Origin of the sequence: Streptomyces sp. H27-C3 (assembly GCF_030063415.1) — a bacterium.
Classification (GTDB): domain Bacteria; phylum Actinomycetota; class Actinomycetes; order Streptomycetales; family Streptomycetaceae; genus Streptomyces.
Map to the genome: position 1 here is coordinate 39,472 of NZ_JASITA010000021.1, position 12,127 is coordinate 51,598.

The 12,127-nt window shown below is 67.9% G+C and carries 11 protein-coding genes and 1 pseudogene; 7 read left to right on the forward strand and 5 right to left on the reverse strand.

The window, feature by feature from the left end; translation table 11 throughout:
- Positions 1-5: 5 nt before the first annotated feature.
- From QMK30_RS21435 to QMK30_RS21445, 3 genes are all read right to left on the reverse strand, one after another.
- Complete coding sequence (locus tag QMK30_RS21435; protein WP_283519897.1) at positions 6-1,832, reverse strand: alpha/beta hydrolase; 1,827 nt, start codon at positions 1,830-1,832, stop codon at positions 6-8.
- A gap of 7 nt (positions 1,833-1,839) precedes the next feature.
- Entirely contained in the window at positions 1,840-2,283 is a 444-nt protein-coding gene (locus tag QMK30_RS21440; RefSeq protein WP_283519898.1) for a hypothetical protein, read from the reverse strand.
- 109 nt (positions 2,284-2,392) lie between these two features.
- Positions 2,393-2,608, reverse strand: coding sequence for a hypothetical protein (locus QMK30_RS21445; RefSeq protein WP_283519899.1), 216 nt, complete (start codon positions 2,606-2,608; stop codon positions 2,393-2,395).
- A gap of 415 nt (positions 2,609-3,023) precedes the next feature.
- Here QMK30_RS21445 and QMK30_RS21450 point away from each other — a divergent pair, with 415 nt between their 5' ends.
- From QMK30_RS21450 to QMK30_RS21480, 7 genes are all read left to right on the forward strand, one after another.
- A complete protein-coding gene (locus QMK30_RS21450) occupies positions 3,024-3,272 on the forward strand; it encodes a helix-turn-helix transcriptional regulator (RefSeq protein WP_283519900.1) in 249 nt (82 codons plus the stop codon).
- A complete protein-coding gene (locus QMK30_RS21455; RefSeq protein WP_283519901.1) occupies positions 3,269-3,829 on the forward strand; it encodes a hypothetical protein in 561 nt (186 codons plus the stop codon). The genes QMK30_RS21450 and QMK30_RS21455 overlap by 4 nt, the downstream gene beginning before the upstream one ends.
- Positions 3,830-4,015: 186 nt before the next feature.
- Complete coding sequence (locus tag QMK30_RS21460) at positions 4,016-5,518, forward strand: aldehyde dehydrogenase family protein (RefSeq protein WP_283519902.1); 1,503 nt, start codon at positions 4,016-4,018, stop codon at positions 5,516-5,518.
- A 147-nt stretch (positions 5,519-5,665) separates the two neighbouring features.
- Positions 5,666-7,198 carry a GMC family oxidoreductase gene (locus tag QMK30_RS21465; protein WP_283519903.1) on the forward strand — a complete coding sequence of 511 codons (1,533 nt, stop codon included), beginning with the start codon at positions 5,666-5,668 and terminating at the stop codon, positions 7,196-7,198.
- A 98-nt stretch (positions 7,199-7,296) separates the two neighbouring features.
- Entirely contained in the window at positions 7,297-8,409 is a 1,113-nt protein-coding gene (locus QMK30_RS21470) for a quaternary amine ABC transporter ATP-binding protein (RefSeq protein ID WP_283519971.1), read from the forward strand.
- Positions 8,406-10,433, forward strand: a complete 2,028-nt coding sequence (locus QMK30_RS21475; protein ID WP_283519904.1) for an ABC transporter permease — start codon at positions 8,406-8,408, stop codon at positions 10,431-10,433. Before QMK30_RS21470 ends, QMK30_RS21475 begins: the two co-directional genes overlap by 4 nt.
- Before the next feature lie 78 nt (positions 10,434-10,511).
- Positions 10,512-11,468 carry a glycine betaine ABC transporter substrate-binding protein gene (locus QMK30_RS21480; protein ID WP_283519905.1) on the forward strand — a complete coding sequence of 319 codons (957 nt, stop codon included), beginning with the start codon at positions 10,512-10,514 and terminating at the stop codon, positions 11,466-11,468.
- Between the two features lie 64 nt (positions 11,469-11,532).
- On the opposite strand, the pseudogene QMK30_RS21485 reads toward QMK30_RS21480, so the two are convergent.
- Together QMK30_RS21485 and QMK30_RS21490 are read right to left on the reverse strand one after the other, a co-directional pair.
- Positions 11,533-11,658: pseudogene (locus tag QMK30_RS21485) on the reverse strand (carboxymuconolactone decarboxylase family protein); the annotation flags it as partial.
- A gap of 23 nt (positions 11,659-11,681) precedes the next feature.
- Positions 11,682-12,092: an STAS domain-containing protein gene (locus QMK30_RS21490; protein WP_283519906.1), complete on the reverse strand. Its 411-nt coding sequence runs from the start codon at positions 12,090-12,092 to the stop codon at positions 11,682-11,684.
- Positions 12,093-12,127: the final 35 nt, after the last annotated feature.

Consider the following 12,127-nt stretch of genomic DNA (forward strand, 5'->3'; position numbering starts at 1 on the left):
CTCTCCTACTTCGAACGCATTACTTCTTCACTCGTCAATGGGTTGGGCGGCGGCTTCAATCGCACTTCATCATCCTTCCCCGCTACCACCAGGCCCTGATTAATCAGACTTCTGGACCCCTCATCCCAGTAACCGCTGTGGCCCTCGGTGTCCGTGGTCATCTGGTTGGCACCGAATTGCTCGTCGCTGGGAATTCTGAAGTTGATGCCGTCCCCGCCGTGTCCATAGCGGCCGAGATCCGGGACCACGTCCCCCTCGGCTTCCGCGTTCCACACATGCCCCTTGGGGACGTCCATCTCATCGGCACCCGACACCTTGACACCGGGGCTGCCCGCGAAAACGACGTCATCGGCGTTGAGGTTCCCTGTCTCGGCCGCTGCGCCGACCAGGGTCGTCCCGTACGAATGGCTGATCACGGTGCGGTGCGGTGCCGCATCGCCGGTGTGTGATGCTTCCAAGCTGTCCAAGAACCCGTTGAGCGCTGGTGCGCCGTCGTACGCGTAGTGCTCGAACGGGGCGTCCTTGGGGATGGAATCAGGCGCGTCGTATCCGAGCCAGGTGATGGTGGAGACGGACTCGCCGCCGGCTTTGGCGTCGGCCACGTTCCACACATTGACCATGCGGTTGATGTCGCCCTTGACCGTTCCGAGCTCCGCTGTCGTCCCCGGCACGTAAACCGCCTGGTGGTCCGCGGTGTCCGGGTTTCCGTTGGCGAGGATCGCGCGGCCGTCGCCCTCGGTGCTGAAGCCCAGCAGATAGGCCTCGGGCAGTCCTTTCGCGCCGGTCTGGTCGAAGCGGTTCTGAATCGCGTCCATGCCGTCGATGGATTTGTGGGCGCCCTTGCGTGCTTCTTCCCACTTCTTCCACGCCACGCTGTCCACCTTGACGCCCTTCATGGTGGTGCCGGTCATGGGGTTGAGGTAATCCGTCTGCCGCGTCGGCTCCGGATTCTTCTTGAGCCACGCTTCGTACTCGACCTGCGCGGTGCCTCGGGCCTCGGCGAGCACCATTCGGTTCGCCTCGTCCCGGACCGTGGACGGCAGCCCGTCAAGGTTGCCCACGGAGTCCGCCCGCATGGAGATCCACGCTGCCTGCTCGTCGGCGTCAAGGCCCTTCCACCACTCCGCGTTGGCCTTCGGGTCGCCCTTTTCGGGCGGCTGCGGCAGCGAGTCGACGTACTGCTTGCCCGCCGCCTGCACACCCTTGGTGTCCGACGAGACGTCGGCCCAGTCCCGGTCGCTGACGGTCAGATCGTCGTCCGCCTTCAGCGCCCGCAGCTTCGGGGCCCACTTCGCGTCGACCTCAGTCGCTTCCGTGAGGGCCGTTGAGATCCTGTCCGCGCAGTCCTGGGCGAGGCGGGCCTTGGGGTTGGGGTTGAAGTTGGCCGCCTGGCGGCCGATGGCGGAGGCGGTGTCATCCGTCAGATTGGCGGACTGGCCGCCCTCCGGGGTCTTGCCGTCCTTACCCGGCTCCCCGCCCGGGGGATAGCTGACCGAGCCGTCGGCGTTCACGGTGAGGCCCCCGGCCTTCGCGTCCGCCAGAGCCCCGTCGAGCTTCTTCTTGGCCGCTTCCATCTCGTACGAGAACGCGACCAGGGCCGAGCCGACGAGGCCGCACTCGGTCTGGATGTAGCGAAAGTTCTTCCCCAGCTCCGTGAGCTGGCCGATCGCCGCCGTCGCGGCCTCGCCCTTCAACGACTTCCGCATGGCTGCGGAGATCTGATTCTCGATGCGGTCTTTGGCCGCACTCGCCATGTCGGAGGCGCTGCGGTATCCGGTGGCCGCCTCCGCGTACTCCGTCGGCTTGAGGGCCTTGAGTGTCGCAAGATCCATGACGTTCCTACCGTCCCTTGCCGGGTTCGCCGGCTGCGGGAGTGTCGCCGTAAGCCACCTTCAGGTTGCCGATTTCGACCATGATCGCTTCGTCGGTCTTCAGTTGGTCGTTGCCGATCTTCTCCAGCAGACTCGCGAGCTGTCCGCACCGTCGGTTCACGCTCTTGACGTAGCTCTCCCAGGATCCGTGAACTTCCCTCTGGGCGCCCGCAGTCTGGCAACCAGTGTCCGCTCCCAAGCCGTTCTGGCCGTCGGAGAGCTTCCCGAGCGCCTTGCCTATGCCCTCTTGCAACGAGCCGATGTCCTGGCCCGCCTTGGCCCAGGCCGCCTTGTTCGACAGCAGAGTTCCGGTGTCGCCCCCAAAGTCGGGCTCAGCCTGGTTCAGTTGTATTCGTGTGGTGTGCTGCTCGGCTGTCGCGGCCTTGAGCTGCTCCCACTCCTCCCATGCCATGCGTGCCTCCCCGTTCTCCGTGCTGCGCCACCCGACCACATGCGTGTGCTAACGCAACGTTGCGATGATCGACACGTACGATACGGCGTCCTCGGGCGTGCCCGCTGCGTTAGTTCTGGTTGACGGTTGGGGCTTCGCTCGTGGTCATCGAGGGACTGTGCGGGATGTCAGCCGTGTGCCGTCCACCTGAACCAAGGAAGTTCTTCCCGGTCTCGTTGATGCTGCCGGCGAGGTCCGCGAAGTTCGAGGTCGTCGCGGGGGATTCGTCGATGCCCGACGTCAAGTCGTTCGCGTAGGACGAGTTGTTCGGGATCTCGGTGTGCACACCATCGGGGAGAGCACTCGGTCAGCATGGGGCACGGATTCGGCCGCGGTCGTAGAGGTCAGCGCGCCGGAGGCGGCCAGTGCGGCGGCGACGGTGACGCCAACCCTGCAATCTTCCCAGCTGCTTCGGCGCCCCACACGGCGCCGCCCAACGAGACGTAGGCGCCGTGGATTTCGCGGGTGCCGCCGGTCGTCCACCGGCTTCGGCCCCGGCGGTCGCTGTGGCCAGGTGCCAGCAGTGGCTCGATCAGTGCCCACAAGCCGTCATCCACGATCCACGGCAGAGTCGGCACGATTCGGGTCGGCGCACTTACGGGGTCCGAAGGGTCCCGGACCCGACCCCCACACCCTCAGCCGACTCACTATGACAGCCACTCTGGTTGCACTCCCGCTGTGGAATGTAGTACTTCTTATACATGAGCGAGCAGGTGCACAACAGGCTGGCGATGGTCCGGGCGGAGCGCAAGGTGTCCCGTCAGGCCCTCGCCGAGGCTGTCGGGGCGCATTACCAGACCATCGGGTACATCGAGCGCGGGCAGTACAACCCGAGCCTCGATCTCGCCCTGAAGATCGCCGAGTTCTTCGAGCTGCCGGCGGAGGCGCTGTTCTCCCTGCGGCCGATGCGATCGCTCACCGACGAGGTCTACGGGAGGAAGCAGTCATGAGGGCTATGGAGCAGCGGGCGGACGGGCAGTCGGACGGGCGGGCGGCGCGGGGTGTGCGCTACGACCGGGCCATGTTCGCGCTGATGAACCGCGAAGAGGCGAAGTCCATGCATGCCACCGCCGCGCGTCGGAGGGCCGTCGTCGGGGTCCATGCCGTGCTGTCCGTCGTCATGGTGGCGTCCTGGCTCGCGATGGTCTTCGACGACCGGATGTGGGCGCTCGTCACCATGGTCGTGGCGCTGTTCCCCTGGGTCCTCGCGACCGGTGTGCTCAACAGTGCGACCCGTGGCCTCCTGGAGCTGCGCCGCCATGTCCTGGACGAGCGTCAGCTCGCCGAGCGTGACCATGTCCACGCCCGCTCGCACCGCCTGATGACAGGGGTGCTGCTGGTCGCCGCCCTCGGTACCGGAGCGGCCGGCTGGCTCGGGGACCTGCGGGTCGAGGCGCTCGTCGCGCCCGTGCTGATCTCCCTCCTCGTCCTGCACTTCCTGTTGCCGCTTTGGGTGGCGGGACTGCGGGTGGAGGACGAGCCCGGTGAGGAAAATGACAGTCTGTGACGACTTCGATAGCGGATCAATTCGTCCTTATCTGATACTTAAGTTCCGTAATGCCGCGTGATGCGGGGCACTTTCAGCCACGAGTTACGCATGGTTTCCGCCCCTCGGGGGAGGGGCCCGGGTTGCTGGTTCTTGCCAGTCAGGAACCAGCCGGGAATAAATCGGGAACGGAAGGCTAAACACGACGTGTCGGCACAAAAGACCATCCATGTGGGCGGGAAGTGGCAAGCAGCCGCCTCCGGCGCCACGCGTGACATCCTCGACCCCGCGGACGCCATGCCGTTCGCCGTTGTCGCCGAAGGCGGGGTCGCGGACGTCGATGCCGCGGTGGCAGCCGCCCGTACGGCGTTCGACGAGGGCGAGTGGCCCCGCACCCCGGTGGCCGAGCGTGCCGCGCTGCTGCGCCGTGTCGCCGAGCTGCTCCAGCGGGACCGTGAGGAAATAGGTCTCCTGGAGAGCCGCGACGCCGGAAAGACCCTCGAAGAGGGCCGGGTCGACGTCGACTGCGTGAGCGACGCCTTCAACTACTTCGCCGACCTTGTGATGAACGAGAGCGGCGGGCGGGTGGTGGACGCCGGATCTCCCGAGATCCACAGCGTCGTCGTACACGAACCGGTCGGTGTCTGTTCGCTGATCGCCCCCTGGAACTATCCGCTGTTGCAGGCCAGTTGGAAGATTGCCCCGGCTCTGGCCGCAGGCAATACTTTTGTGATCAAGCCCAGCGAGATCACCCCGCTGACGACCGTCGCGCTCATTGAGCTGCTGGTCGAAGCCGGTCTTCCGGCCGGTGTCGCCAACATCGTGACCGGCGCGGGCGACCCCGTGGGCGCGCGGATGTCCGAGCACCCCGACGTCGACCTCGTGTCGTTCACCGGCGGACTCACCAGCGGCACCAAGGTGATGCAGGCCGCGGCCGTCACCGTGAAGAAGGTCGCCCTCGAACTCGGCGGCAAGAACCCCAACGTCGTCTTCGCCGACGCCTGCGCCACCGAAGAGGGCTTCGACACCGCCGTCGACCAGGCACTGAACGCCGCCTTCATCCACAGCGGCCAGGTCTGCTCGGCCGGCTCGCGCCTCATCATCGAGGAGTCGGTGCGCGAGCGCTTCGTCGCCGAACTCGCACGGCGCGCATCCAGGGTCCGCCTCGGCCGCGGCACCGCCGACGGCGTCGAGTGCGGCCCTCTCGTCTCCGCGCAGCAGCTGGCGAAGACCGAGATGTACGTCGCCTCCGCCCTGGAGGAAGGCGCGGTGCTCCGCTCCGGCGGCGCCCGCCCCGAGCCGTCCGACGTACGCCCCGCCGAGGGCTACTTCTACGCGCCGACCGTCCTCGACCAGTGCCACCGCGAGATGCGCGTCGTACGCGAGGAGGTCTTCGGCCCCGTCCTGACGGTGGAGACCTTCCGCACCGAGGACGAGGCCGTCACGCTCGCCAACGACACCGAGTACGGTCTGGCCGGCGGCGTGTGGACGGCGGACGCGGGGCGCGCGCGTCGCGTCGCGGGACGGCTGCGGCACGGCACGGTGTGGATCAACGACTTCCACCCCTACCTGCCGCAGGCGGAGTGGGGCGGCTTCGGCAAGTCGGGTGTGGGGCGCGAGCTGGGTCCTGCAGGGCTCGCGGAGTACCGAGAGGCGAAGCACATCTATCAGAACCTGAATCCGCAGCCGGTGCGGTGGTTTGCGGGCTGAGTTTTTCCCCTACCCGCCCCTTCCCGAACTGGGGCTCCGCCCCAGGCCCCGGTCCTCAAACGCCGGACGGGCTGAATTTTGCTGGGGCGCGCTGAACACGCTGGACCGGCCGTAACCGTGGCCGCACGAAAAGAGGAGCAGCAACCCATGCCCGTATACGACTACGTCGTCGTCGGGGGCGGCACCGCAGGATCGGTGATCGCATCCCGTCTCACCGAGGACCCCTCCGTCCGCGTCGCCGTCATCGAGGGCGGTCCTTCCGACGTCGACCGTCCGGAAGTCCTCACCCTGCGCCGCTGGATGGGCCTGCTCGGCGGGGAGCTCGACTACGACTACCCCACCACCGAGCAGCCCCGCGGCAACTCCCACATCCGGCACAGCCGCGCCCGCGTGCTGGGCGGCTGCTCCTCGCACAACACCCTCATCGCCTTCCAGCCGCTGCCCTCCGACTGGGACGAGTGGGCGGCGGCCGGGGCCGACGGCTGGGACGCCGAGGCCATGGGCCCGTACTTCCACAAGCTGCGCAACAACATCGTGCCGGTCGACGAGAAGGACCGTAACGCCATCGCCCGCGACTTCGTCGACGCGGCGCAGGCCGCGCTCGACGTGCCGCGTATCGAGGGCTTCAACAAGAAGCCCTTCCACGAGGGCGTCGGCTTCTTCGACCTCGCGTACCACCCGGAGAACAACAAGCGCTCGTCCGCGTCGGTCGCGTACCTGCACCCGTTCCTGGACCGGCCGAACCTCCACATCATGCTGGAGACCTGGGCGTACAAGCTGGAGCTCGACGGCGGCCGGGCCACCGGTGTGCACGTCAGGACCAAGGACGGCGAGGAAATCCTCGTCGAGGCCAGCCGCGAAGTCCTGGTCTGCGCGGGCGCGGTGGACACCCCGCGGCTGCTCATGCACTCCGGCATCGGCCCCCGCGCCGACCTCGAAGCGCTCGGCATCCCCGTGGTCGTCGACCTGCCGGGCGTCGGCGAGAACCTGCTCGACCACCCCGAGTCGGTCATCGTCTGGGAGACGGACGGGCCGATCCCGGAGAACTCCGCGATGGACTCCGACGCGGGTCTGTTCGTGCGCAGGGACCCCGAGTCCGAGGGCCCGGACCTGATGTTCCACTTCTACCAAATCCCGTTCACCGACAACCCGGAGCGCCTGGGCTACGAACGCCCCCCGCACGGGGTGTCGATGACCCCGAACATCCCCAAGCCGCGCAGCCGCGGCCGGCTCTTCCTCACCAGCGCGGACCCGGCCGACAAGCCCGCGCTGGACTTCCGCTACTTCACGGACGAGGACGACTACGACGGCCGGACGCTGGTCGACGGCATCAAGATCGCCCGGGAGATCGCCAAGTCCGAGCCGCTGGCCCACTGGCTCAAGCGCGAGGTCTGCCCGGGGCCCGACGTCACGTCCGACGAGGACATCAGCGAGTACGCGCGCAAGGTCGCGCACACCGTGTACCACCCGGCAGGGACCTGCCGAATGGGTGCTTCCGGTGATGAACTGGCCGTAGTGACGCCGGACTTGAAAATTCGCGGCCTCGAAGGCATCCGTATCGCCGACGCATCCGTCTTCCCCACGATGCCCTCTGTGAACCCGATGATCGGGGTCCTCATGGTCGGGGAGAAGTGCGCCGAAATGCTTGCTGGAACCACTGCACCGGGAGGTGATGCGTGATGACCGACCTCAAGAAGAGCACCGAAATAATCGACGGCATGAACGACGGCATGAACGACGGAACGAACGACGGAACGAGTGACAACCCGGCCGACGGCATGAACGACGACAGGAGCGCCGCGACGAACACCGAGGCGAACGCCGCCGAACCGGTCTTCTCCGTACGCAATCTGTGGAAGGTGTTCGGCCCGAAGGCCGACCGCATACCCGGCGACGAAGAGCTCGCCGCACTGCCCGCCGAAGAGCTCACCGCGCGCACCGGCTGCACCGCCGCCGTGCGCGACGTGAGCTTCGATGTGCGGAAGGGCGAGGTTTTCGTCGTCATGGGCCTCTCCGGCTCGGGCAAGTCCACGCTCGTACGCTGCCTGACCCGGCTCATCGAGCCCACCGCCGGATCCCTCGCCTTCGACGGCGAGGACGTGATCGGCATGGACAAGAACCGGCTGCGTGAACTGCGCAAGCACCGCGCCGCGATGGTCTTCCAGCACTTCGGGCTGCTGCCGCACCGCACCGTCCTCGACAATGTCGCGTACGGCCTGGAGATCCAGGGCGTCGGCCGCACCGAGCGCCGCGCCAGGGCCCAGGAGATCGTCACCAAGGTCGGCCTCGAAGGCATGGAGCTGCGCAGGCCCGGACAGCTGTCCGGCGGCCAGCAGCAGCGCGTCGGCCTCGCCCGCGCCCTCGCCGTCGACCCCGAAGTGCTCCTCTTCGACGAACCGTTCAGTGCGCTCGACCCGCTGATCCGGCGGGACATGCAGGAAGAAGTCATGCGCCTGCACCGCGAAGAGGGCCGCACGATGGTCTTCATCACCCACGACCTGAACGAGGCACTGCGCCTCGGCGACCGCATCGCCCTGATGCGCAACGGCGCCATCGTGCAGCTCGGCACGCCGGAGGAGATCGTCTCCAACCCGGCCGACGACTACGTAAGCGACTTCGTCCGCGACGTCCCGCGCGAGCAGGTCATCTCCGTACGCCGCGCGATGCGGCCCGCCGAGGCCGGCGAGGCCGAGACCGGCGCCGCGCTGACCCCCGACACGCTCGTCGTCAACGCGATCGAGGCCGTCGCCCGCAGTGGCGGCCACTGCCGCGTGGTCGACGCCGGGCGCACCATCGGCGTCGTGGATCACGAGCGGCTGCTCGCCGTCGTCGCCGGTATCGACGACACGGCGAACGGCGATACCCAGGACAAGGAGGTGGCGGCCGTATGAGTGCCGCCCCGAATTCCGTCCTCGACAAGCGCGACGCGCCCGACGTGCCCGACACGCTCGATACCGAGAAGGGCGCCCCTGGCCCGCTGGCCAGGATCGCCGGGAACCCCCGGGCGATGCTGCTGCTCGCCGTCCTCCTCGTCGCGGTCGTCAGCGCCGTCGTGACGTCCGGCGGCGGAGCGTGGCCCGCCGACCTCACGGTCGACATCCGCTCCCCGCTCGACGACCTGAACCGCTGGCTGGTCGACAACCGGACCACCCACCCGCTCTTCCTCTACTTCCTGCTGCACATCAGCAACGCGGCCGAGGGCTCCGTCGACGGTGTGCTCAGCCTGCTCGAAGGCCTCGGCTTCATCGGTGTGACCGTCGCCGCCGTACTGGTCGCCTGGTACGCGGGAGGCGCCGGACTGCGCCGCCGCGCACTGCGCACCGCGGGCACCGCGCTCGGCACCTTCCTGGCGATCGGCCTGCTCGGCATGTGGGAACCGGCGATGGAAACGCTGGCCCTGATGATCGTCACGGTGACCGCCGCGGCCGTCGTCGGAGCGCTGCTCGGCCTCGCCGCCGGACTGTCCGACCGCTGCGAGCGCCTGCTGCGCCCGGTGTTCGACACCATGCAGGTGCTGCCGGCCTTCTCGTACCTGCTGCCCTTCGTGCTGCTCTTCGACATCGGCACCCCGTCGGTGTTCGTCGCGACAGTGATCTACGCCGCCCCGCCGATGGCCCGCCTCACCTCGCTGGGCCTGCGCGGCGCGGACGCCGCCGCGCTGGAAGCATCCGCCTCGCTCGGCGCGAACGCCCGTCAGCAGCTGCTGACGGCGCGGCTGCCGCTGGCCCGCAAGCAGATGCTGCTCGGCCTCAACCAGACGATCATGATGTGTCTGTCGATGGTCGTCCTCGCGTCGATGATCGGCGCGGAGGGGCTCGGCGACGAAATCTTCACCGCGCTGTCCACGGTCGATGTCGGACTCGCCCTGCCTGCCGGTATCGCCGTCGTCCTGATCGCCGTCTGGCTGGACCGGACAACCGCGGCGGCAGGTGAACAACTGGACGACCCGTCGGCCGCCGAGCGGAAGACCCCGTGGATTCTCTGGCCGGTCCTGGCGGCCGTCACGGTCGGCGGCGCCCTGCTCGGCCGGGCCCTCGACAAGCAGGAGTGGCCCGAGGGCTGGGTCGTCGCGATCAGTGGCCCGGTCAACACCGTGGTCGACTTCATCGAGGACGAACTCGGCTCCGGCGTCCCCGTCCTGGGTGGCACCCTCACCTGGTCCGAAGGCTTCGCCAGCTGGGTGATCAACCCGGTGCGCGACCTGCTCCAGACCACCCCGTGGTGGTCGCTGGTGCTGGTCGCCGGTGTCCTGGGCTTCCTCGCGGGCCGCTGGCGGGCCGCCATCACCGTCGTGGCATCGCTGGGCGCCATCGGCGCGATGGGTCTGTGGACCCGCTCGATGGACACGCTCTCGCAGGTGATCGCCGCGCTCGTGGTGACGCTGCTGCTCGGCTTCGCGATCGGTGTGCTGGCCGCGCGCGTGGAGCGCGCGGAGCGGCTCATCAGGCCGGTGCTCGACATCATGCAGACGATGCCGCAGTTCATCTATCTGATTCCGATGATCGCCCTGTTCAGCGGCGGCCGTACGGCCGCCATCGGCGCGGCGGTGGTGTACGCACTGCCCGCCGTCGTACGCATCACCGCGCAGGGGATCAAGCAGGTCGACCCGGCGGCGCTCGAAGCGGCGCGCTCGCTCGGCGCCAATACGCGTCAGCAGCTCTTCCAGGTGCAGCTGCCGCTGGCCCGGCCCGCACTGCAGCTCGCCGTCAACCAGGGCGTTGTCCTGGTCCTCGCGCTCGTGGTCATCGGCGGCATGATCGGCGGCGGCGCGCTCGGCGTCGACGTGGTCAAGGGCCTCGCCAAGGGTGATCTGGGGCTCGGCATGACGGCCGGTCTCGCGATCGTCTGCCTCGGCCTGCTGCTCGACCGGATCACCCAGACCGGCGCCGCCGCGAAGGCGCGCGACCAGGTCTGATCAGGCCCCACAGGCTTCGGCCTCCCACAGTTTCTGTCGTTTCTCTCAGATCTTCTGTCAACGAAAGAAGTCGTTCTCGTGAAGCTCAGCAAGCGGATACGCAACACCTCCGTCGCCGGAGTCGGCATCCTCGGCATGCTCGCCCTCAGCTCCTGCGCCGCGGACACCAAGAAGGAGGCGTCCGACGAGGTCACCCTCACCGTGCCTTCCTGGGTCGGCGCCCGCGCCAACGCCGAGGTCGCCAAGGTGATCATGGAGAAGGAGCTGGACGTCAAGGTCAAGCTCCTCCAGCTGGACGAGCCGGTCGCGTGGGACGCGCTGAACAACGGCAAGGCCGACGCGATCATGGAGGACTGGGGCGGCTCGCCCAAGAAGGCCCAGCTCTACCTGGACGAGAAGAAGACCGTCGTCAAGGGCGGCGACCTCGGCGTCGAGGGCCACATCGGCTGGTTCGTGCCGAAGTACTACGCGGACGCCCACCCGGAGATCAAGACCTGGAAGGGCATCAACAAGCTCGCCAAGGACTTCTCGACCGCCGGCAGTGGCGAGGGCAAGGGCGAGTTCCTGGGCGCGGCTCCGTCGTACACGACGTACGACGAGCCCCTCATCAAGAACCTCAAGCTTGATCTCCACATCAAGGAGACCGGCAACGAGGCCGCCCAGATCAAGGAAATCCAGCAGAAGTACCAGGACAAGAAGCCGTTCATCACCTACTGGTGGGAGCCGCAGTGGCTGAACGCCGACATCGACCTGGTCGAGGTGAAGCTGCCGGAGTTCAAGGAAGGCTGCAACGCCCCGGACACCAAGACGGACTGCGCCTACGCCGACACCCCGCTGCAGAAGTACCTGAACGCGGACTTCGCGAAGGACGGCGGTGACTCCGCCGAGTTCCTGAAGAACTTCAAGTGGACGACCGACCAGCAGAACGTCGTCGCCAAGGCGATCGCCAAGGACAAGCTGACCGGCCCGGCCGCGGCCGAGAAGTGGGTCAAGGAGAACAAGGCCGTCTGGGAGGCCTGGCTCCCCAAGAAGTAGTGCGCGACGCGTAGCGAACAGCAGGTGCCGGGCGCCCCAGGACGGGGTGCCCGGCACCCTTGCGTCAGGCCTTGGCCGCGCCCGGCGTGTAGTGGTCCGGGACCATGCGGGTGGTCACCGCGATGCGGTTCCAGGAGTTGATGACCATGATCACGGAGATCAGTTGGGCCAGCTCGGTCTCGTCGAAGTGCGGGGATGGCGTCCCGCGGGCCTCTACATCAGCGCTTCCTCCAGTGTGGCGGTCCTGGCGAGGCGGTCGCCGGTGGCGTGGACGGCGTTCAGCAGCCGCTCCACGGCGGGGGAGCAGGCCGCGAGGCACAGCCTGCGGCCCCGGCGCCGCCAGCCGAGCACGGCGTTGAGGAAGCCGCAGTCGCAGAATGTGATGCGGGTCGCGTCAATGACGAGACGGGTGTGCCCGAACGCGGCCGCGGAGGTCAGCAGCGCGTGCAGGGGAGCGGCGGTGAAGCGGTCGATCTCGCCCTGGAGGGCAATCACCAGGGTGTCCCCGTGCGTGCGGCAAGCGGTCACGATCTGCGTCTGGCCGCTCGTAGCGGCGTCGTCACGAGGGCCGGAAACGGTCCGGGTGAGGGTGGGCAGTATGTGGGACGGGCTCGCAGTGTTCACGCCGTCTGCAACGAGGAAACGTGGCGCGCGGGTAC

Excerpts from the sequence above, each read along its gene's own strand:
- QMK30_RS21435 (WP_283519897.1), bottom strand. The coding sequence starts at position 1,832 with ATGGATCTTGCGACACTCAAGGCCCTCAAGCCGACGGAGTACGCGGAG.
- QMK30_RS21440 (WP_283519898.1), bottom strand. The coding sequence starts at position 2,283 with ATGGCATGGGAGGAGTGGGAGCAGCTCAAGGCCGCGACAGCCGAGCAG.
- QMK30_RS21450 (WP_283519900.1), top strand. The coding sequence starts at position 3,024 with ATGAGCGAGCAGGTGCACAACAGGCTGGCGATGGTCCGGGCGGAGCGC.
- QMK30_RS21455 (WP_283519901.1), top strand. The coding sequence starts at position 3,269 with ATGAGGGCTATGGAGCAGCGGGCGGACGGGCAGTCGGACGGGCGGGCG.
- QMK30_RS21465 (WP_283519903.1), top strand. The coding sequence starts at position 5,666 with ATGCCCGTATACGACTACGTCGTCGTCGGGGGCGGCACCGCAGGATCG.
- QMK30_RS21470 (WP_283519971.1), top strand. The coding sequence starts at position 7,297 with ATGAACGACGACAGGAGCGCCGCGACGAACACCGAGGCGAACGCCGCC.
- QMK30_RS21475 (WP_283519904.1), top strand. The coding sequence starts at position 8,406 with ATGAGTGCCGCCCCGAATTCCGTCCTCGACAAGCGCGACGCGCCCGAC.